19 protein-coding genes and 1 tRNA gene are annotated in these 21021 nt (G+C 67.6%); 9 read left to right on the top strand and 11 right to left on the bottom strand.

Translation table 11 applies throughout. The features are described from left to right. Positions 1 to 70 precede the first annotated feature (70 nt). From hypB to ABH933_RS24680, 3 genes are all read right to left on the bottom strand, one after another. Complete coding sequence (hypB, locus tag ABH933_RS24690) at positions 71 to 895, bottom strand: hydrogenase nickel incorporation protein HypB (RefSeq protein ID WP_215917492.1); 825 nt, start codon at positions 893 to 895, stop codon at positions 71 to 73. Continuing rightward, entirely contained in the window at positions 856 to 1227 is a 372-nt protein-coding gene (hypA, locus tag ABH933_RS24685) for a hydrogenase maturation nickel metallochaperone HypA (RefSeq protein ID WP_429421129.1), read from the bottom strand. The genes hypB and hypA overlap by 40 nt, the downstream gene beginning before the upstream one ends. 76 nt (positions 1228 to 1303) lie before the next feature. Next, positions 1304 to 1939, bottom strand: coding sequence for a CGNR zinc finger domain-containing protein (locus ABH933_RS24680; protein ID WP_429421131.1), 636 nt, complete (start codon positions 1937 to 1939; stop codon positions 1304 to 1306). Positions 1940 to 2066: 127 nt separating this feature from the next. Here ABH933_RS24680 and ABH933_RS24675 point away from each other — a divergent pair, with 127 nt between their 5' ends. Beyond that, positions 2067 to 2921 (top strand): alpha/beta fold hydrolase, encoded by an 855-nt coding sequence (locus ABH933_RS24675; protein WP_429421133.1) that lies wholly within the window; start codon positions 2067 to 2069, stop codon positions 2919 to 2921. Positions 2922 to 3152: 231 nt separating this feature from the next. On the opposite strand, the gene ABH933_RS24670 is transcribed toward ABH933_RS24675, so the two are convergent. Both ABH933_RS24670 and ABH933_RS24665 read right to left on the bottom strand, forming a co-directional pair. Beyond that, a complete protein-coding gene (locus ABH933_RS24670) occupies positions 3153 to 3806 on the bottom strand; it encodes a sigma-70 family RNA polymerase sigma factor (protein WP_429421135.1) in 654 nt (217 codons plus the stop codon). Between the two features lie 157 nt (positions 3807 to 3963). Then, positions 3964 to 4857 (bottom strand): GAF domain-containing protein, encoded by an 894-nt coding sequence (locus tag ABH933_RS24665; protein ID WP_429421137.1) that lies wholly within the window; start codon positions 4855 to 4857, stop codon positions 3964 to 3966. A gap of 155 nt (positions 4858 to 5012) precedes the next feature. On the opposite strand from ABH933_RS24665, the gene ABH933_RS24660 reads away from it, so the two are divergent. Both ABH933_RS24660 and ABH933_RS24655 read left to right on the top strand, forming a co-directional pair. Further along, positions 5013 to 6596, top strand: a complete 1584-nt coding sequence (locus ABH933_RS24660; protein WP_429421139.1) for a CocE/NonD family hydrolase — start codon at positions 5013 to 5015, stop codon at positions 6594 to 6596. Positions 6597 to 6705: 109 nt separating this feature from the next. Continuing rightward, positions 6706 to 7518 carry a PIG-L family deacetylase gene (locus ABH933_RS24655; protein WP_429421141.1) on the top strand — a complete coding sequence of 271 codons (813 nt, stop codon included), beginning with the start codon at positions 6706 to 6708 and terminating at the stop codon, positions 7516 to 7518. 10 nt (positions 7519 to 7528) lie between these two features. Here the strand turns inward: ABH933_RS24655 and ABH933_RS24650 are convergent, their stop codons facing one another. After that, positions 7529 to 9766, bottom strand: a complete 2238-nt coding sequence (locus tag ABH933_RS24650) for a sensor histidine kinase (protein ID WP_429421392.1) — start codon at positions 9764 to 9766, stop codon at positions 7529 to 7531. A 321-nt stretch (positions 9767 to 10087) separates the two neighbouring features. On the opposite strand from ABH933_RS24650, the gene ABH933_RS24645 reads away from it, so the two are divergent. After that, positions 10088 to 11512, top strand: a complete 1425-nt coding sequence (locus ABH933_RS24645; protein WP_429421143.1) for an ATP-binding protein — start codon at positions 10088 to 10090, stop codon at positions 11510 to 11512. Positions 11513 to 11854: 342 nt separating this feature from the next. Here the strand turns inward: ABH933_RS24645 and ABH933_RS24640 are convergent, their stop codons facing one another. After that, positions 11855 to 12481 carry an MspA family porin gene (locus ABH933_RS24640; RefSeq protein ID WP_245400888.1) on the bottom strand — a complete coding sequence of 209 codons (627 nt, stop codon included), beginning with the start codon at positions 12479 to 12481 and terminating at the stop codon, positions 11855 to 11857. A 170-nt stretch (positions 12482 to 12651) separates the two neighbouring features. On the opposite strand from ABH933_RS24640, the gene ABH933_RS24635 reads away from it, so the two are divergent. From ABH933_RS24635 to ABH933_RS24625, 3 genes are all read left to right on the top strand, one after another. Next, entirely contained in the window at positions 12652 to 13089 is a 438-nt protein-coding gene (locus ABH933_RS24635) for a DoxX family protein (RefSeq protein ID WP_429421145.1), read from the top strand. Positions 13090 to 13183: 94 nt separating this feature from the next. Then, on the top strand, positions 13184 to 13858 hold the full coding sequence (locus ABH933_RS24630) for a cupin domain-containing protein (protein ID WP_429421147.1): 675 nt from the start codon (positions 13184 to 13186) through the stop codon (positions 13856 to 13858). Beyond that, complete coding sequence (locus ABH933_RS24625; RefSeq protein WP_429421149.1) at positions 13830 to 14087, top strand: hypothetical protein; 258 nt, start codon at positions 13830 to 13832, stop codon at positions 14085 to 14087. The genes ABH933_RS24630 and ABH933_RS24625 overlap by 29 nt, the downstream gene beginning before the upstream one ends. A gap of 299 nt (positions 14088 to 14386) precedes the next feature. Here the strand turns inward: ABH933_RS24625 and ABH933_RS24620 are convergent, their stop codons facing one another. Continuing rightward, the gene (locus ABH933_RS24620) at positions 14387 to 15430 is read right to left on the bottom strand and encodes an NAD(P)-dependent alcohol dehydrogenase (protein WP_429421151.1); all 1044 of its coding nucleotides are present in this window, start codon (positions 15428 to 15430) and stop codon (positions 14387 to 14389) included. Between the two features lie 118 nt (positions 15431 to 15548). Between ABH933_RS24620 and ABH933_RS24615 the strand changes: the two genes are divergently transcribed. Beyond that, entirely contained in the window at positions 15549 to 16487 is a 939-nt protein-coding gene (locus ABH933_RS24615; RefSeq protein WP_429421152.1) for a helix-turn-helix domain-containing protein, read from the top strand. A gap of 247 nt (positions 16488 to 16734) precedes the next feature. On the opposite strand, the gene ABH933_RS24610 is transcribed toward ABH933_RS24615, so the two are convergent. From ABH933_RS24610 to orn, 3 genes are all read right to left on the bottom strand, one after another. Then, positions 16735 to 18003, bottom strand: coding sequence for an ATP-binding protein (locus ABH933_RS24610; RefSeq protein WP_429421154.1), 1269 nt, complete (start codon positions 18001 to 18003; stop codon positions 16735 to 16737). A 175-nt stretch (positions 18004 to 18178) separates the two neighbouring features. Continuing rightward, positions 18179 to 18254: transfer RNA gene (locus ABH933_RS24605), tRNA-His, on the bottom strand. Positions 18255 to 18308: 54 nt separating this feature from the next. Further along, positions 18309 to 18944: an oligoribonuclease gene (gene orn / locus ABH933_RS24600; protein WP_429421156.1), complete on the bottom strand. Its 636-nt coding sequence runs from the start codon at positions 18942 to 18944 to the stop codon at positions 18309 to 18311. A 261-nt stretch (positions 18945 to 19205) separates the two neighbouring features. Between orn and ABH933_RS24595 the strand changes: the two genes are divergently transcribed. Further along, the gene (locus ABH933_RS24595; protein ID WP_429421158.1) at positions 19206 to 20897 is read left to right on the top strand and encodes a helicase HerA-like domain-containing protein; all 1692 of its coding nucleotides are present in this window, start codon (positions 19206 to 19208) and stop codon (positions 20895 to 20897) included. Positions 20898 to 21021: the final 124 nt, after the last annotated feature.

Raw genomic sequence — 21021 nt, 5'->3', positions numbered from 1 at the left:
GTCACACGGAAACGGGCTCTTACCAGATATCGGCGAACCGAATCCGTGCGGTGACCCTGATCACGTCAGTCTAGGCGGGTGCGTTGGCATCCTCAAGGGTGCTCGACGGAATTGATCTTTGCTCGGAAAGCCATCGGTACCAGCGGAAAAGCCCGTCGCCGGTGGTCGCGGACACGGGCAGGATCGTGATTGCCGGGTTGACGGCCCTCGCGTGCCGCCGGCAGGTCTCGACATCGAAATCGACATAGGGCAGCAGGTCGATTTTGTTGATCAGCGCCAAGCCCGCGGCGGCGAACATATGCGGATATTTCAGCGGCTTGTCGTCGCCCTCGGTCACCGAGATGACCACGACCTTGGTCCGCTCGCCCAGGTCGAACAGGGCCGGGCAGACCAGATTCCCGATATTTTCGATGAACAGCAGCGTACCCGCGGCCGGATCGAGCGCGTCGAGGGCGCCCCGCATCATCTCCGCATCCAGATGGCAACCGGCGCCGGTGTTGACCTGGACCACGCGGCAGCCGGTCGCCCGGATCCGTTCGGCATCGAGCAGCGTCTCCTGATCGCCCTCGATCACGGCCATCGGCACGTCGCCGAGTTCGCGGATGGTTCGCTCGAGCAGGGTGGTCTTGCCCGCGCCCGGGGAGCTGGTCAGATTGAGCGCGAGGATGTTGCGTTCGGCCAGGCGGGCCCGGATGCGGGCGGCCAGCCGGTCGTTCTTGGCCAGGACCTTCTGGTCCAGCGTCAACGTCCGGGTGGCCGGCGGATGCTCGTGGTCGTGCGCGCCGTGCTCGTGCGGGTGATCGTGATCGTGTGGGTGGCCATCGTCGTGATGCGGGTGTTCGTGGGGAATCGTGATCACCGCGGAGTCCTGGCCGCAGCCACAGGTTGCACACATGTCTCACTCACCTCCATCGTCCGGATACGGAGTTCCTGTCCGGAACGCACCTCGACATCGGCGCTTCCGCACGGGCACAGCAGGATGAGGTCGGCGAGGCCGAATTCGGCGCCACAGCTGCGGCACCGGGCCGCGCCGGGGACGATTCTTATCTCGAGGCACGCGCCCTCCGCGACGGTTCCCTCGGCGACCAGTTCGAAACAGAATTGCATCGCCTCGGGAACGACGGCGCACAGCGCGCCGACCTCGACGGTGACGCTGTGCACCCGGGCGCCCGCCGCGTGCTCGCACACGGTGTCCACGACGCTTTGGGTGATGGCCAATTCATGCATGGCGGCTCGGTTCGACGACCTGGATGTCTCAGATTACTCCCTGGGACGTTCGGACCGGGACGCACGATTCGGCGGATTACCCCGGCGGTGCTGATGCGGCCCGGTGGCGTCGGCGGTGGGCCGCCTGTTTGGCGCGGTTGCCGCACAGGGACATGCTGCACCAGCGGCGACCGCGGCCGCGGGTGCGGTCGGCGAACAGGAGGGTGCAGGTGGGGCTCTCGCAGGACTTGATGTGGGTGAAGTCCTGGTCGCAGATCAGCTCGGCCATGGCCTGGGCGATGGGGAGTAGCAGGGTGTCGGGGGAATTCCAGCGGCGGCGGTCGGTCAGGGTGAGGGGGCCCTCGGTGCCGGCGGGAGGCCCTGCGATCGCACTGAAGCGGCGGTCGAGCTCCAGGAGCTCGTTGATCGGATCCAGTTGGGGGAGAACGGATTCGGTCAGCGGATGGCCGCGATGCTCGGTGACGAAGCCGCGAAACCACTCGCGCAGGGTGCGGGCCTGGGCGGCCAGGCGTTCGAGCTCGCCGGGCAGGGCGCGCTCGCGCAGGTCGGCCAGGACCTGTTCGGGGACCATGTCCGCCTGCCGGAGCCAGTCGAGCAGACCCTCGCCGTCCTCCAGCCAGTCCACGACCGCATCCGTCGGTGTAGCCACCGAGTTCAGGAAATCCAGCCCGGCCGAATCGGCCAGGAACAGCGCGGGCGTCGACTGCGTCATCGGCTCCTCCTTCACCTCGAAGAGTAACCGCCTTGAATGTGGTTGACAAGTTACTGGTGCCATGCATAACCTTCTAAATAACACTAAGACGGTTACTCGTTCGGAGCGACAGCAAAGGATGACCATCATGACCGCAATCCGCTACCGCAAGGTCGACGTCGACGGCTTCGGCATCTTCTACCGTGAGGCGGGCGCCCCGGGGAGCCCCAAACTCCTTTTGTTGCATGGCTTCCCGACCTCGAGCCACATGTTCCGGGATCTGATTCCCCTGCTGGCCAACGACTTTCACATCATCGCCCCCGACCTGCCCGGGTTCGGCCGCTCGGACATGCCGGACCACAAGGAATTCGACTACACCTTCGACAGCATCGCCGCAGTGATCGACCGCTTCACCGACGTGGTCGGCTTCGACCGGTACGCGGTCTACATCTTCGACTACGGCGCCCCGACCGGCCTTCGGCTCGCGGTCGCCCACCCCGACCGCATAACCGCCATCGTCTCCCAGAACGGCAATGCCTACGTCGAGGGTCTCAGCGAGGGCTGGAACCCGGTCCGGGCCTACTGGGCGGATCCCTCGGCCGCCAACCGCGATGCCCTGCGCACGATGCTGACCCCCGAGACCACGCGCTTTCAGTACACCCACGGCGTGCCCGACGAGTCCCTGGTCTCCCCGGACGGCATCGCGCTGGACGACCACTACCTGGCCCGCGCCGGCGCCGACCAGGTGCAGTTGGACCTGATGCTGGACTACCGCAACAACGTGGCCCGGTACCCGCAATTTCAGGAGTACTTCCGCACCCACACTCCGCCGTTCCTGGCGGTGTGGGGGGCCAATGATCCGTTCTTCCTGCCCGCCGGCGCCGAGGCCTTCCGCCGCGACCTCCCCGACGCGCGGATCGAGTTCCTCGACACCGGCCACTTCGCCCTGGAGACCCACGCCGCCGAGATCGCCGGGGCCATCCGGGGATTCCTCGCCGACTGAGAGGCCGAGGCGTCCCGAGTCGATCTCGTGACCGGGTCGTCCCGCTGTCCGAGCACATCTGGACGGCGGGGACCGATCTCATGCGATGGGAGAGGCGAATCGCGAGGGCGACAATCCCGCGGGCAGGGCGCTCTCGTGTCCCAGCGCCATCGCGACGGCTCGGGCCCCGGCTGCACGAGCGCCTCGGCACGCCGAGCGAGTGCCGCGGCACGATCGGCTGCGGGATCTGCGCTAGCGGACCGTGGCCATCCCGGTCGTCGTTGATTCGCCGATGGGCGCGAATGCACATGTCGTAGCTGCGATACTGTCCGCCGCAGCGACGGCGTCCGTCTCGGCCCGTATCGCGACCAGTGCCCTGAGCTTGGTCATGGCGCGATGCTGGGCGACCCGGATCGACCCCGCGGTGCCGCCCACCGCCGCGGCGGTCTCGGCGGCCGAGAGTCCCACCGCGACACGCAGAATCAGGATTTCGCGTTGATGCGGCGGCAGGGCGCCGAGCAGATCGCTCATCCGACGGGCGGCCTCGGATTGCAGTGCCCGCTGTTCGGGACCGGTGTCATCGCAGGGCAGGTCGGGAACCTCCTCGACCGGGATGATGCGGTTACGGGCGGCGCTGCGGTAGGCGTCGGCGACCTTGTGTGCGGCGATGCCGTAGACGAAGGCCATGAAAGGTCGTCCCTCATCGCGGTATCGGGGCAGTGCGCGCAGGACCGCGATGCAGACCTCCTGTGCGACATCGTCCGCGGAGACCGTGCTCCCGGAAATGTGGTTCACCCGGGCCCGGCAATAGTGCACGATCTGCGGGCGTATCTCCGCCAAGACGCGTGCGGTCGCGGTCCGCTCGCCGCGAACCGCCCCAGTGAGGTCGTCCTCCAGCAATGCCATCGCCTCTTCCGAACCATGCGGCCGGGCCGCAGTCGGGTGTGCCGAGTTCCATTCCACTCGGCGACGCTGTGAGAAGGCTGTAAGGGCGCTGTGGAGATGATTCGGGCGCCGGTGAAATCGGGGACGGGCACGCAGACAGGGCGGCGAGGTCCCTAGTTCATGGTGTGTCGAGTATGGATCGCGTTGACAGCGTGTGGTTTTCGATATCGTGGATGGCCCGGTCGAGGGTGTCGACGGCGGCCTGCAGCCGGGCGGAGGCGGCGCCCTCGCCGACGAGCCGCCGCAGACCGGTCAGGTGTAGCGCCGTCAGTAGATGGTCCACGACGGAGCCCGCGAACTCGGTGCCCATGTCGATCGTTTCCGGCGAGACGGCGGTGGACGGGAGGGCGTGATGGTTTCGCGGCGGTATTTCCGCGGGCGGGCCGAGGCTGCGGGAGATCGCGTCACCCGAATAGTCGGCGAACAGCTGCAGGATCTGCAGGTCCGCGGGCGTGGGGCGATGCGGGCGCGGGAAGTGGGTCGACACGATGCCGACGACCCTGCCGGTGAAGTCGATCAGCGGGGTGGACTGCACGGATCGGAATCCCGCGGCGGCCGCGATGCCCCGGTGCGACGCGAACCCGGGATCGGTGTCGACGTCGTGCAGGATCGTCTGATCGCCGTGCGAGGCCCGGCCGCAGACGGAACTGTCGTCGTCGACGACGGAGAAGTGCTCGAGGAATTCGGCGTCGAACCCGGACTGGTCGGTGATCAGCAACGCACCGGAGGCCGGGTCGACCAGCTGTACGTTCCCGAGTTCCGCGCGAGTCAGCGAGAGCGCCGTCTCCAGGACCGTCTGCACCAGCGCTTCCACCGGGGGGTCGTCCTCCAGCGTGGCGGTGGCCGCACGCACCCGGCCTAGCGCACCGGGCTGCTCGAGCAGGAACCGCACCCCATCGGCGAAGTGATCGGCGCGCCGCGTCAGGGTGGCGGCTGCCGGGGCCGACGGGTACGGGCCGGTGCGCCATGCGGCGCGAATCCGGTTCAATGGTGTTTCGCAAGCGCTGGTCATTGGATATCGCGTCCTCGACTGTGCGGCGCCTCGGACGAACAGGCGCCGGGAGCCCCGAGCCATACCGATTCTATCCCGGCCGGATGCGGGAATCTGCGGCGGAATCGTGGATTCCGGTGGTAACGATGGAAAGGCGAAATTTCAGAGGAGGATCAATGCTGGGCCGGATCGTCGACGGACTCCTTCGCATGCCACCGGCCACGGTGCCCGAGCCGGTAGTGCGCCGGGACATTGCTATACCGATGCCGGACGGCGTCACGCTGCTGGCCGACTGGTATCGCCCACCCGGATCGCATCCGATGCCGGTGGTGCTGATTCGGACGCCGTACGGCCGCCGCGGATTGCTGAGCGAGCTGTTCGGCCCGGTGTTCGCCCGGCGCGGACTGCAGGTGGTCTATCAGAGCACGCGCGGGACCTTCGGCTCCGGCGGCGAGTTCCGCCCGTTTCTGCACGAGAAGGACGACGGCCTGGCCACCGTGGCGTGGCTGCGTGCGCAACCCTGGTGCGACGGCCGGGTGGCGATGGCGGGGGCCAGCTATCTCGGGCATACCCAGTGGGCGATCGCACCCTATGCCGATCCGCCGCTGGAGGCGATGTGCCTGGGCGTTACCTCCTCGGACTTCACCGACGTGTTCTATCCCGGCGGTGTGCTGGCCCTGGACGACATGGTCGGATGGTCGGCGCAGATCGGCCGTCAGGAGGATCGGTTCGCTACGGTTCGCGCGCCGCTGCGACGCCGCCGCGTCCGTGCGGCCACCGCGACGCTGCCGGTCGGGCGGGCGGACGTCGCGGCGATCGGACGGCGGGTGCGGTTCCTGGCCGACGTTGCCGGAAATGTGGAGACCCCGGAGTTCTGGTCCGGGACGGTGCACCGCCCCGAGGACGTGAGCACGCCGGTCAGCATGGTCGCGGGCTGGTACGACCTGTTTCTGCCGGGGCAGCTACGCGATTTCCGGCGGTTGCGCGCGACCGGGAATCCGGCGCGGATCCTGATCGGGCCGTGGAGCCACGGCGACCCCGCCAGTTTCCGGCCGATGATCGCCGACCAGGCCGATTTCCTGGCCGCTCATCTGCTCGGCGACCGTGCCGCGCTGCGCCGGGCGCCGGTGCGCGTGCACCTGCAACGGGCCGGGCACTGGCTGGACTTCGAGGAGTGGCCGCCCAAGTCGGTCGAGCGGCGGATCCATCTGCCCAGCCTCGGTGACGCGCCTGGCGACGCGGGCCCGGACGAGTTCACCTACGACCCGTCCGATCCGACCCCCTCGGTCGGCGGTCCGCTGCTGTTCGGCAAGGCCGAGCAGCAGGACAACCGGGCGGTCGAGGCCCGCCCGGACGTGCTCGTCTACACCGGCGAACCGCTGGCCGCGGACCTGGACGTGGTCGGCGAACCGATCGCGACAGTGCACGTCCGCACCGAACGCGCCGGGGCCGATCTGTTCGTCCGGCTGTGCGATGTCGATGCGAAGGGGGTGTCCCGGAATGTCACCGAGGGCATCCTGCGACTGCGGGAGCGGGCCGACGGGCCGATCGAGGTGCCGTTGTTCCCGACGGCGTACCGGTTCGGCCGCGGGCATCGGCTCCGGGTGCAGGTCGCCGGCGGTGCATTTCCCCGATTCGGCCGCAATCACGGCACTGCCGAGCCCGTCGCCGACGCGGTGGCCGGTGTGCGGTGCGGCTTCCAGGTGTTCCACGATCGCGAGCGCCCGTCATCGCTGATGCTGCCGATCCTCGCCGAATGACCGTGGCACCCGATCCGGCGTCCGGCGGGCGGAATCCCGGCGCTGGTTGTCGGTGTTGATTCGTAGAGTGGAAGCACCGAAGCGCCGAGCACACACAGACGGGGGACTCATGGCCGACCAACTGACGATCATGGCCGTACACGCCCATCCGGACGACGAGGTCATCAGCACCGGTGGGATCCTCGCGCGATATGCCGCCGAGGGCATCCGAACGGTCCTGGTGACCTGCACCAACGGCGAGCAGGGCGATGCGCCGGGCGGGATAAAGCCCGGGGAGCCCGGCCACGATCCGAATGCGGTACGGGCCCAGCGACTCTCCGAACTTCAGGAGTCGGCGGCGCTGCTGGGCATCGAGCACGTCGAGCTGCTCGGATATCGGGACTCAGGAATGGACGGGTGGGAAGGCAACCGGGATCCGGAAGCCTTCTGGAACATCCCGGTCGAGCAGTCGGCCGCCCGCCTCGCGGATCTCATGCGGCAGTACCGGCCCCAGGTGGTCGTCACCTATGACGAGAACGGCAACTACGGCCACCCCGACCACATCCAGGCCAACCGCGTCGCACTCGCCGCGGCGGCGGCCACGGATATCCCGGACAAGTTCTACTACACCGCGATTCCGCGCGAACGCTCCCGCGAGATGTTCGCGACGCTGCGCGCACAGGGCATGATCGACCAGGACCCGCCGGACGACTTCGGCACACCCGAGGAGCAGATCACCACGGTCGTCGACGTGGCCGCCTATACCCAGCGCAAGGTGAAGGCGCTCGAGGCGCACGCCAGCCAGGGCGACAGCGTGCCGTTTCTGCGGATGCCCGCCGAACTGCAGCAGCTGATGTTCGCCACCGAAAGCTTTGTCCGGCATGCCAATCGCGTCGCGGCCGCACCGGCTCGGGAAACCGACCTCTTCGCCGGGCTCCGCTGAGCGGTCGCGGTTACACCTCCAGGTCCTGCCGCAGCGGGTGGGCGTGCTCGTCGAGTTCGATGCGCCGGGTGCCCGCGGATCCGTCGGCCACGATGGTCAGCAGCGGCCGGCGGCCGGGGCGTTGGATCCGGACGATGACGGATCCGTCTCGGGCGCGCTGGATTTCGGCGACGGCCTGCTCGCGGGCGCGGTCTCCGACGGCGGCGTCGAGATCGTCCAGGCCGTGCTCGTCGTAGAGGACGACCTCGACGCCGCGGCGGCGGGCGGCGCGGGCGGCGATGACGACCGGTGGATGCGCGAGCTGGGGCGCGCGCAGTGCGTCGCGTAGTTCGGCCTCCTGCAGCGCGCATTCGTTCCGGATGCCGTCCACGGGTTCGAAACTGGCGAGCAGTTCGAGCAGCGGCCGGGTGAGCCTGCCGAGTCGATGCAGCTGCCGGTCCCGCTCGGCGACGGCGGCCGCGTCGGCGGCCTGGGCGGCGATCCGGTGCAGGGTTTCCTCACGCAGGTCCAGCGTCGTGCTGGCGACCGGGCCGATGATGCGGGCGAAGAACGTCGCGGCCAGCAGCGGTGCGAGATAGAGGAAAGGGACCGTGAACCCGTGCGAGGCGTCGGTAGGCAGGCCCATCCGGACGGCGAATTCGGCGAGCAGGACCACCATCGTCAGCCAGGCGAGTACGACGCGACCACGCATACACATGAATACGCATACCGCCGTGGCGCAGCCCAGGGACCATTCCTGCACCGTCGTGTTGTCCGACATCGACGCCACGGCGCAGACGATCGCGTACTGCGCGGGACCACCGGCCGTCAGGATGGCCAGCGACGCCCCGAGGGGCGGCGGGTCGCCCGGCACGGCGAGCAGCGCGCCACCCGCGGCCGCGGTGAGGACGAGGCAGGCGAGCATCGGCCACGGCTGGGAGAACAGCACCGGGGTGGCGGCGAGGGATGCGGCGTAGGCGGCGAGGAAGAACGCGACCGTCACCCACGCGGCGCGGGAGCGCATGCCCAGCAGGGTCCGCATGCTCAGCGGGGTGGGGGAGTTCGCGACGGTTCGGCATGTGTCCGGGGTGATGTGACGCTCGGCCATCGGGCCCGCCCAGCTCAGCCGGACAGTGGTGCCCCCACCCGGCCGGGAGACGATCGAGGAGGTGCCGCCGCCCAGCTGCCGCATCCTGGCGTGGATGCTCAGTGCGATGCCGAGCCGGTCCGGGCGCTCCACGGCGGTGTCGAAACCGACACCGTCGTCGATGACTGCGACCCGGAAACCGCCGCCGTCGACCCGGATATCGACGCGGCGGTGGGCGTCCGATCCCGCGTGCCGCATGCTGTTGCGGACGGCCTCGCCCGCCGCCGCGGCGGTGACGCTCACCGCCGCGGCCGGGAAGCCCCACCGTTCGGCGCCGCGATCCACGACGACCGCGATCGGCAGGTCCGGCTCGATATGCGCGACAGCGGCACGCAGGCTGCAGACGACGGCCGGTGCATCCAGCACGCGGCCGAACGGATGCTCGAGATCGTCGAGGTAGTTGAGGGTCTGCAGGGCCTGGCGCCGCACCGCGTCCCGGTCGGCGCCGCGCGCCGCGGCCAGCAGCGTCGACATCACCCAGTCGTGGGTCAGCGCGGCGAATCGATCTCGTTCGGCGGCGCGGCTGCGCAGGGCAGCCGACGATGCGGAGCTCTCGAACGCGTCGTTCTGCACCGTGTCGAGCGATCGCCCGGTGCGGATGAACACCAGGACCGCCGCCACGAACAGCGCGCTGTAACTGAACGCGTACAGCAGATCGGGGACGAAGGGCACGTTGACCTCCGGCGCCCGCGCCGTGTAATTGACCACCGTGGCCGCCACCGCGGTGACGGCGAGAGCCAGCAGGCTCGCCCGCGCCCGCCAGACCACCGCGGCCGCCAGCCCGGCCAGGGCCGGTACATCGCCAAGCCACTGATCCTGATGCAGCGGAACCCCGTGCCACGCGGCCAGCCACGCGATGAGCGTCACCGGGTAGCCCACCACCGCGAGCACGGCGGCCCGGCGCATCCATCGGGGATCCCGATGAAAGCTCAACACGCCCAGCGCAAGCCCCGGCCCGAACGCCACGGCGATCGCGAACGGCGTCCACCACGACTCGACCCCTCGCGACTGGTTCTCCAGGTCCGGCGCGACGAGCACCAGATCCGCGACATACCCCACGGCGACGAGCCGGCCGGACAGGCGCACAAAGCGGTCGGCGATCGCGTCGCGAGCACCCAACATCGCAGTCACCCGCTCACCTCATCCGTCCACGGCCATGTCCCCGTACCCTACCCACTGGTAGGACAGGTATTCCGCGTCCGGGTTTCCGACGATCCGGAGCCCGTAAGGCCCCGGAGCCTGGACTCTCCTTGCTCGTAGTCCCTCCCCTGAGGTCGAGTTCCATCCCATGCCGCTCCAGCGTTCCAGGGGTGGCACCACATCGTGGTCGCGAACGGCGTGAGGAGCGACGCAGCCGCGAGCGCGCCCGCGGTGTGCAATGCATCCAAGTGTGATGCGTATCATCGATGATAGTATCAAGATTGGAAGTATTCTTCGGAGAGGGTGGCGCTCTTGGATGGCTTCATCGGCAGGCAGCGTGAGCTCGGGTTGCTCGATCGGTCGATTCAGCGGGTTGTCGCCGGTGGGCGCGCGGGCCGCCCCGGCCGGGCGATACTCATGCGCGGGCGTCGGCGAGTCGGCAAATCACGCCTCGCGGAGGAGTTCGTCGAGCGGTCGGGTTTGCCGTTCCTTTACTTCACCGCGTCCGCGCAACGGTCGGCCGAGCTGGATCTCCGTCTGTTCGTCGAATCGGGCGAGTTGTCGTCACTGCCGGATGCGGCCCGGTTTGCCGGGCAGCATCCCAGAGACTGGGATGCTGCGCTGACCCTGCTCGCCTCGGTGCTGCCCGATGATCAGCCGAGTGTCGTCGTCATCGACGAAATGCCATATCTCATCGGCAACGACCCGGGCTTCGAGGGCAGCCTGCAAAAGGTGTTCGATCGAGAACTGTCGCGCAAGTCGATGTTGCTACTGTGCATCGGATCCGATCTGGCGATGATGGAAGCCCTCAACGAGTACGGTCGGCCGTTCCATCAGCGGGCGAGTGAAATGGTCGTCCCGTCGCTGAATCCTGCCGATGTAGCGGAGATGCTGAGACTTCCGGCCACGGAGGCATTCGACGCCTTCCTGGTATCCGGCGGCCTGCCACTGATTCTGGACGAGTGGCCGCAGGGTGCGACACCGGCGGAATACCTGGCCGACGTGGTCGATGACCCGACATCGGCCCTGCTGGTCAGCGGCGAGCGCGCACTGGCCGCGGAGTTCCCCGAGGATGCGCAAGCCCGGCGGGTACTGAGTGCGATCGGGGCCGGGGAACGCACGCACACCCTGATCGGCCGGGCTGCGGATCTTCCCACGGCAAGCCTGAGCCGGGCGCTGCGATTGCTGACCGACAAGCGCATCGTCGAGGCGCTGACGCCGCTGTCGACCCAGCCCTCCCGCGAGACCCGCTACATCGTCGCCGACCCCCACTTGCGATTCTGGCTGGCCTTCCTCGGCCCCTACCTGTCCGAAATCGAGCGGGGCCGTGGCGATCTCACGCTTGCACGGGTCGAGCGACGCTGGACATCGTGGCGCGGTCGGGCAATTGAATCCATTGTGCGCGAATCACTTCGGCGCCTACCGGAGCAGCTTCCCGAATCCACCAATGCCATTGGGGGCTACTGGACACGCACCAACGATCCGGAAATCGACATCGTCTGCGCGGACAGGGAACCCATCGCCAAGACGATCACTGCGGTGGGCTCGATCAAGTGGCTCGACGACAGGCAGTTCGACAGCCACGACTTGACCCGCCTGTACCTGCATCGCTCGAAACTGCCAGGCGCGGACGAGAGCACGCGGATGCTGGTTGTATCCCGGTCAGGTATCAGCGTTCCGGGCGTTACGGGATTTACGCCGGACGACCTCATCGCCGCATGGCGATGAGCGCCGGATCGTCCGGGCGCGCAGTGCGCGCCACGATGTGATGGCAGTGCCGGGACGGCTACCGAACGATGGGTTCGGTCGCGGGCGGACCAGGCGGTGGCGGAGTTAGTGCGGCGGCCGGATCCAACGGGCTCGGGCTTTTCGGGTTGCGGGGCGGCGGGACAAGCTGTTGCAGCGGCAGGGGCGCGGATCGGGGGCCGTCTGTCGCTGGGGACGGTCGGCAGTGTTGCGCGTCGCTGCAGGTGGCGGGCATCTCCGTGTCGGCTCGGGCGATGGGGACCGAACATGCGGATATTGCCAGCGCGAGCGTTATCGAGTGCAGGTATTTGGCGCGCATCGGTGTCACAACCATATCGGGTTGCCGTATACGGCGACGGAATTGTCGGCGTCGGCGGTCGAGGTGGACACGATGGCGTAGGAGCGCAGGCTCACCGGGCCCATGCAGGCATCGATTTTGATCTGTATCCGGTCGAGCGTGACAGACGCGTGCGCGCCGGTGAGTTTCTTGGTCGCCAGCGGCACGGTGGTGATCGTGCCCGGTTTCGGGGCGAATGACACGTTCGGAATTGCCAGGGCGCTCGCGCCCGCGTTCACCCCGCCGACCGAGATCCCCACGTTGGGGCCGATGGCCGCGGACAGCCCGACGGTCAGCCCGTTGGACACATCGACCTGGCAGCCGATCTCGTATCCCACGGCCATGCTCCCCGAGTCGACCGGTACCCGGCCCTTTCCGGAGATGTCGGCGATTGCCTCCAGCCGGACGAATCCCTCACGGGTGAAGGGTGATCCGGCCAGATTCGGAACGCGATCCAGATTCTCCGCGGCCTTGGTGACTCGCACTTGCCAACCGTCGTCGGTGACGACGGCGCGCGACGAGTCCGCTACCGGATCCGCGGACGCGGTCCCGAACGCGCCGGCAACGAGAGCTGCCGCCGCTATACAGGGCATCGCGAGGGTAGAGCTTTTCATTCGAAGGGGTCCTTGTCTCGAGTCTTCTTCGGCCTTGCGTAACCCCGACCGATCCGGGCCCGGAAAGGTGACAGGCCGATTCGGCGGTGGGTGCGTTGTCACACTCTCGGTCCGGCCGCGGTCGAGGAGTTGACGCCGGATCACGGCATCCCGACCGAAAGGAAAGTCCCATGACCACTCTCACCGAACGCGCCGCCGGCCTGCCCCGCACCTCCGCTTCCGGGCGGGTGCGCACGATCGCCTACTGGGCGTGCACCGTGAGCCTGGCGTTCATGATGATCAGCGGCGCCTACGGCGAATACACCCATCAGTACGGAACTCTGGAAACCCACACGATCCTCGGCTACCCCACATACTTCATCTCGCTCATCGCGACTTGGAAGGTGCTCGGCAGCGCCGCGATCCTCGTGCCGGGGTTCGCGCGGTTGAAGGAATGGGCTTATGCCGGAATGTTTTTCAACATGAGCGGTGCGTTCATCTCGCACCTGGTCGAACACGACTACGGATCCGCCGGCATGCACCTGACGGTCACCGCGGGCATTTGTGCACTGGTCGTCGCATCCTGGGCACTGCGCCCCGCCGACCGCTCGCTCGTCCGGGCCGGCTGATCGTCGGGCCGAACCGGCCTGCCCGGACTTCGCTCGAGCAGCTGTTCGCGAGTAGTGTCCTGAGCGGGGTGCCTATTTCAAGGGAGCCCCGGTAATGACAAAGTTCGTTCAGACGATCGAGTTCACGACCACGCACCTCGACGAGTTCAACGAGAAGCTCGACGCCTGGCTCGCTGCGACGGCGGGCAAACGCACGGCTCTGCGCGGCCTGGAGGCCAAGGATCGCGACCGCGAGAACACGTACATGGAGGTGGTCGAATTCCCCTCGTACACCGAGGCGATGCAGAATTCCGGCCTTCCCGAAACCACCCGCTTTGCCGAGGAACTGGCCGTTCTGTGCGACGGCCCGGCCACCTTCCGCAATCTCGATCTGCTGCGCGAGGACGACATGTCCGACGGGCAGGGCAGGAGTCTGATCGTGCGAAGTCTCGACAATCCCGACGAGTCCCGACCCTTCGAGGCGGGCATGGGCCATGTGGATCTCGTCGAGACACCAGACGGTCCGGTCGGCCGTGCCGTGTTCGAACCCGGCTGGCGCTGGTCCGAGCACGTCAAGCCGATCGCGGGAACCGACAGCTGCCAGGCCATGCACGCCAGTTACTGCCTCTCGGGCCGCATGCGGCTCCGCATGGACGACGGCACCGAAGGCGATATCGGCCCGGGCGACTTCCTGTTCTGCCCGCCCGGCCACGACGCCTGGACCCTCGGTGACGAGGCGTGCGTGATGCTCGACTGGTCGGGTGCCGCGCGATACGCGCAACGGGATTGAATCCTCGGCCCGGGCGATCGTCCTGGCATCGGAGCCTGAACGATCGGCCGTGCTCCATCCGGAGGCATCAGATCTGGCGATAGATGTCATCCAGCCCGATGAGCAGCACATCGCCGGACTCCGCGGCCGCCTGCCGAAGCTCATCGAGGTGTTCAGGGTCATCCAGCCCTGCTTGACGGCGCGGGGGACGTCGGGAAGGCGGCAGGCGGCGGCTGCGCGCGAACTCTGAATTGCCCACCTGGGGGAGAGCTGTCCGGCCGAGTCGCGGATGAGCCGTCCCGGGGTCCCCAGGTGGGTTCGGTTCGGTGGACGGACCGTGCAATGTCGTCCGTGGTGCGGAAAAAACGTCAAATAAGCAGAAGGCCCAGGCGAGAGATTCGTCTCTGGCCTGGGCCTCGCAGGGGGGCTGATGTCCCGGTGATCGTGATCCGGTCGGTCGGGACCGTTGTGCGCTGAGCGCGGTGGTCCGATGAGTGAGCCGCACGGATGAGAATGGTCCGCCGCGGCCCCCGGACCACGGGGTGTCGGTCAGATGGTGGCCGTGTCGATGACGAAGCGGTAGCGAACGTCCGAGTCTTCGACGCGTTCGTATGCCTCGTTGATCCGGCTCGCCTCGATCAGTTCGATCTCCGCGCCCAGGCCGTGCTCGGCGCAGAAGTCGAGCATCTCCTGGGTCTCGGCGATGCCGCCGATCGCGGAGCCGGCGAGGATCTTGGAACCCCCGAGCAGCGAGAACAGGTTCAGTGAGATGGGCTCCTCGGGGGCGCCCACATTCACCAGCGCGCCGCCGGTCTTCAACAGGCTCAGGTATGCGCCGAAGTTCAGCGGCGCGGACACCGTGGAGAGGATGACGTCGAAGGAACCGGCCAGCTCCTCGAACGTTTCCGGATCGCTGGTGGCGTAGTAGCGGTCGGCGCCCAGCTTCAGGCCGTCGTCCTTCTTACGCAGTGACTGAGAAAGGACGGTGACCTCCGCGCCGAGAGCGTGGGCGATCTTGACGGCCATGTGGCCCAGGCCACCCAGGCCGATCACGGCGACCTGTTTGCCGGGGCCGGCGCCCCAGTGCTTGAGCGGGGAATACGTGGTGATGCCTGCGCACAGGAGCGGTGCGGCCACGTCGAGGGGCAGGCCCTCGGGGATGCGGACGGTGAAGGCGTCGGCAACGACGATCTTCTGCGAGTAGCCGCCGTAGGTGGGCTCGCCGTCCTTGCCGACGCCGTTGTATGTCGGTACGTTTCCCCGCACGCAGTGCTGCTCCTGGCCGTTGCGGCACGCCTCGCACACGCGGCAGGAGTCGACCATGCAGCCGACGCCGACGCGGTCGCCGACCTTGAACTTGGTCACGGCCGAACCGACGGCCTCGACGATGCCGGCGATTTCGTGCCCCGGGACCATCGGGAAGATGGCCTCGCCCCAGCCCGCACGGGCCTGGTGGATGTCGGAGTGGCAGATCCCCGCGAACTTGATGTCGATCAGGACGTCGTGCTCGCCGACCGTGCGGCGCTCGATGGTGGTGCGCTCCAGTGGAGCCTTGGCGCTGGGCGCGGCATATGCGGCAACAGTGGTGGTCATGGTGTCCAGCGTCCGCGACGAACCGGCACTTGCCCAGCCCACCGCTTTGCGTACGTCCAGTGGTCCTACTACCGACAGGATCAGGCTCGTGGTCGTACGACCGGGAATACTGGAGAACATGAGCGACAACCCCGTCCCGGACGACGCTCGGGCCGGCCGTTCCGACGGCCTGGACCAGCGTGCCGAGCTCAGCGAGTTCCTGCGGACGCGCCGGGCCCGGCTCGACCCGGCCGATGTGGGGATTCCCTGGCATGGGCGGCACCGGCGGGTGCCGGGTCTGCGGCGCGAGGAACTGGCGCAGCTGGCGGGGGTCTCGGTGGCTTACTACACACGGCTCGAGCAGGGCAACGGGCGCAATGTGTCGGCGGAGGTGCTCGACTCGATCGCGCGCGCTCTGCGGCTGACCGACGCCGAGCACGCGCACCTCACTCATCTCGCCAAGCCGAAGCAGCAGCGGCGCAAGTATCGGACGCCCAAGCGGCAGCAGGTGCGGGCCACGCTGCAGCAACTGCTGGAGTCGATGGACGGGATGCCCGCGTATGTGGCCGGGGCGCGGTCGGAGATTCTCGCGTGGAACCGCATGGCGGCGGCGCTCTTCGGTGACTGGGGGCAGTTGCCACCCGCTGAACGCAACTGGGCGCGGCTGACATTTCTTTCTCCCGACTACCAGCGGCTGTTCCTCGACTGGGATTCCAAGGCGTCCGACATGGTCAGCTACCTCCGGATGTATGCGGGCCAGCACCCGGACGATCCGGATCTGTCGGCGCTGGTGGGGGAGTTGTCGGTCAAGAGCGAGGAATTCCGGCGGCTGTGGGCCACGCACGACGTGAAGGAGAAGGGGCATGGCGTCAAGCGGATGCGGCACCCTCTGGTCGGCGAGCTGACGCTGGCATACGAGACGCTGTACCTGCCGGACGACACGGAGCAGTATCTGTGCCTCTACCACGCCGAACCGGGCTCGCCGTCGGCCGAGGCCCTGTGCCTCCTGGCCAGCTGGGGCACGGACGCCGCCCAGGCCCCCACCTCCGAGGGTGCGCCGCCTGCTCGAAATCAGTGACGCCGCAGTCGTTTCAGCGGTGGGCTGAGGCCCGTGCGGCGAGCAAGCCCGGAACCGGCACGCTATACCCGTAGCAACCGGACCTTGCGGCCGTCGGCGGTGACTTCATCGGTGAAGACGCCGCGCTCGGCCAGCGGCGCGGCATCACGCCGTCGACGGCAACGGGTAGCGCGGCCAGCCCGAAGCTCAGGAATCCCAATTCTTTTCTGCGGCGATGGTGCCCTCGATGCACCTTGGGGCGCTGTGGTCACGGCCCGAGCAGCGCAAGGGGGATCACTGCGACGCCATCCCGACGGCGGAATGCATGCTCCCCGGCGTAGATGACGATCGAGTCGATGAGGTCGTCCCCGATGCGATCGCCGAGCCATCGCAGGTGTTTGACGTCGGCATCGGAAACCCGGTCGGCGAGTTTGACTTCGATGGCGAGTACACGTCCGTCGGTGCGCTGCACTATCAGGTCGACCTCATGGTCACCGTTGCGCGTGCGCAAGTGGCCGAGGCGTGCTTCGGCGGCTTCGGCGTAGGTGTGGATGCTGAGTGCTGCCAGATGTTCGAACAGACTACCGAGGATTGTGCCCTCCGTGAGTCTTGTGCTGCCCTGCTCGGCGCGAAGGAGCGCCGCTGCGTCCAACCCGAGGAGGCGGGCTGCCAATGCCGGATCGGCCAGTTGGTGTTTGGGGGATTGTCCTAGTCGTTCCAGATGGTTTCGGTTCGGGATCCAGGCGGGGATCGGGTCGAGCAGCCACAGTGATGACAAGGCGTCGCGGTAGGTGAGTGTGGTTTCCTTGGCAGGTTTGCTGGATAGTCCGGCGGTCGCGGCATCGAGGATCTTCGAGTAGGCCGTTGTGGTCGATGTAGCGGCGGCATAGGCAGCAAGCCATGCTCGCAGAACCTCCGGTTTGCGGACGGGGTAGCCCTGCTCTGGGAATTCACGTTGGACGACATTGGTGAGATAGGCGTCGAGTTCTGCTCGCCGAACCCGCGCGGGCAGCGTACGGATCGCGGGGAATCCGGAGGAGGTGATCTCCTCGACGTAGGCAGGCAGCCGGACCGCGGTGGTGCCGGTGATTTCTGTCAGGCCGTCGAGCAGGTTCGAGAGTCCTACCGCCGGTGTTTCGATACCGCGTTCGGCAACGCTCAGCGGCCGCATCCGCATCGGGACGATCCGTCCTACGCCGGAGTGGACGACGGCCCCCCGGGGTGCCGAGCTACCGGCGATGATGAAATGGCCGGGTGGGGAGCCGGCATCGACAGCATTGCGGACGTGATCCCAGACTTCAGGAAGCCGCTGCCATTCGTCGACGAGGACCGGCCCGGGGGCACGGGTCAGGACGGCTGGGTCCGCCATGACGAGTTCGCGTTGCGTGGGTAGGCTCAGATCGATGATCGATTCGGCGCGTTGCATGGCGGTCGCGGTCTTCCCAACTCCTTTGGGGCCGAATATTGCCAGTGCGCGGAGGTGGGGTTGCAGTTCGTCAAGGGCTGCGTCGACGATACGTCGGCGGTAGTCGACCATGGCTGTAGTCTACCGATCGCATGGTGTGTACTCTTCTGATTGCAGGTTAGATAGTCGTCCGATCGCATACCCAGGAGCGTGAGATCAGGGCATGTGGTTCGTTCGGCGTGGCATTGTACCGCTTCTACCTGCAGAAACAGCGAGTGCGCGAACCGTTGGTCCGCGCACTCACTATTGGGGTGGCTGACGGGACTCGAACCCGCGACACCCAGGATCACAACCTGGTGCTCTACCAGCTGAACTACAGCCACCATTTGCCGGAATAACCGGCGCGGTAGATATTAGCGTGTCGGGCGGCCGGGGACCTAATCGGTGCCCTGGGCTGGGGTTTTACCGTCGTCGGCGGGGCCGAGCTGGGCGGCCACGGCCGCGATTTCCGCGGTGGACGGGCCGGGAGCGGGGACGAACGCGGTGCGGCGGTAGTACTCCAGTTCGCGGATGGATTCCTTGATATCGGCCAGGGCGCGGTGGGTCAGGCCCTTCTCGGGCTGGCCGAAGTAGATGCGGGGGTACCAGCGGCGGCACAGTTCCTTGATCGAGCTGACGTCGATCATGCGGTAGTGCAGGTGGGCGTCCAGGGCGGGCATGTCGCGGGCGAGGAAGCCGCGGTCGGTGGCGATGGAGTTGCCGGCCAGCGGGACCGTGCCCGCGGTGGGCACGTACTTGATGATGTAGTCCATGACCTGTTGTTCCGCTTCGGCCATGGTGACTGTGGAGCGGCGCACCTCCTCGGTCAGACCCGAGCGTGCGTGCATCTCCCGCACGACCGGTGGCATCGCGGCCAGCGCGTCGTCGTCGGCGTGGATGACGATGTCCACGCCCTCACCGAGGATGTTGAGATCGCTGTCGGTGACGAGGGCGGCCACCTCGATCAGCCTGTCGCTGTCCAGCCGCAGGCCGGTCATCTCGCAATCCATCCACACCACAAGTTTGTCGGACACCTGGGTCACAGTAGTGCGCTGAGCAATTGTTTTGTCCGCTGCCCGCTGGATTCGCCGCGCTCGGCGCGATCGCTGTCGGGTGCGACCTCCGATAGGCGGCGGTGTTCTTGCCACGAGTGATGGTCGCGACACAATTGCTGCTGAGTGGCATCGGCTCGCTGTCAGGTCGTCGGCGATATGGTTTCCACAGATCGAGCGCGTGACTTCAGGTAAATGCAACGTTGGCGCCCAGTTAGCAGAGCGGCAGACGGAGGAGCGGCGATGACGACACCGGCGGAGAAGGCGGCGGCCGCGCGCGAGGCGGCCCAGGAGGCGGCGCGCGTCGCGGCGGAGGCGGCGGCCGTGGCCGAAGCCGCCGAGCGGGAGGCGGCACAGGCGCAGGTGGCACCGGATTCAGCTGCCCGGGAGATTGCCGCCGGATACGCCTTCGAGGGCGCGGCCCTGGAACTCGGCGCGGTGCTGATCGACGGCACGGTGGACTCCGCTGCGCGCGTGCGGATTCCGATGAAGACGATGAACCGGCACGGGCTCATCGCGGGCGCCACGGGTACCGGTAAGACCAAGACCCTGCAGGGAATCGCCGAACAACTCTCGGCCGCAGGGGTTCCGGTGGTGCTGGCCGATGTGAAGGGCGATCTGTCCGGGCTGGCGCAGCCGGGCGCAGCCAGCGACAAGATCGTCGCGCGCGCCACGGAAACCGGTGACACCGACTGGAGGCCCAGCGGGTTCCCCACCGAGTTCGTCTCCCTCGGCACCGAGGGCATCGGCGTGCCGATCCGGGCCACCATCACCTCGTTCGGGCCGGTGCTGCTCAGTAAGGTGCTGGGGCTCAACGAGACTCAGGAGTCCACGCTCGGACTGATCTTCCACTGGGCCGACAAGCAGGGGCTGGCGTTGCTGGATCTGAAGGATCTGCGCGCGGTGATTCAGCACCTGACCAGCCCCGAGGGCAAGGTGGATCTGCAGGGCATCGGCGGTGTTTCGGCGGCGACGGCCGGGGTGATCCTGCGGGCGCTGGTCAACCTCGAGGCCGAGGGTGGCGACACGTTCTTCGGTGAGCCGGAACTGGATCCGGCGGATCTGCTCCGCACCGCGGGCGGCCAACGGGGATGGCAAGCCGGCGGAGCTTGCGGAGCCGGCGGGGTGGGCGAATACGGCGTCATCACGCTGTTCGAGCTGGGCGCGCAGGCGGCCCGCCCGGTCCTGTTCTCCACCTTCCTGATGTGGGTGCTGGCCGACCTGTTCCAGACGCTGCCCGAGATCGGGGACATGGACAAACCCAAGCTGGTGTTCATCTTCGACGAGGCGCACCTGCTGTTCGACGGCGCGTCCAAGGCGTTCCTGGAGCAGGTCGAGCAGACGGTGAAGCTGATCCGCTCCAAGGGGGTCGGCGTGTTCTTCTGCACCCAGCTGCCCACCGACATCCCGAATCCCGTTCTCTCGCAGTTGGGTGCGCGCATCCAGCATGCGCTGCGCGCCTTCACCCCCGACGATCAGAAGGCGCTGTCCAAGACGGTGCGCACCTATCCCAAGACCGCGACCTACGACCTGGAGAAGGCGTTGATCTCGCTCGGGATCGGCGAGGCGGTCGTGACGGTGCTGTCCGAGCAGGGCGCGCCCACCCCGGTCGCCTGGGCGCGACTGCGCCCGCCGCGCTCGCTGATGGACACCATCGGCGACGACGCGATCCGATCCCGCGCCCAGTCCAGCACACTGTTCGCCACGTACGGCCGGACCATCGATCGCGAGTCGGCCTACGAGATCCTGACCGCGAAAGTGGAAGCGGCGCAACCGGATTCGGATTCGGACCCGACCGCCCGCCCCGCGCCCGCCGAGAAGTCCGCCGCCGAGCGCATCATGGACAACCCGGCGGTCAAGAACTTCATCCGTTCCGCCGCGACAGTCGCGGGCAGGGAGATCAGCCGCAGCCTCTTCGGTACCCGAAAGCGTTGAGTCGCAACAGTTTTCTCGTCCGCAGTGGGCACGGAGCCCGGTCGGCACGTCCCGCAGCGCCGGGATCGGTTGAAGCCGTGCGCTTTTCGACCTCTGATACGGTAGTTGCCCGCGGCCGAAAGTG

The organism is Nocardia sp. GP40 (assembly GCF_050434125.1).
Taxonomy (GTDB): domain Bacteria; phylum Actinomycetota; class Actinomycetes; order Mycobacteriales; family Mycobacteriaceae; genus Nocardia; species Nocardia albiluteola.
This window is presented reverse-complemented; position numbering and strand designations above follow the sequence as displayed.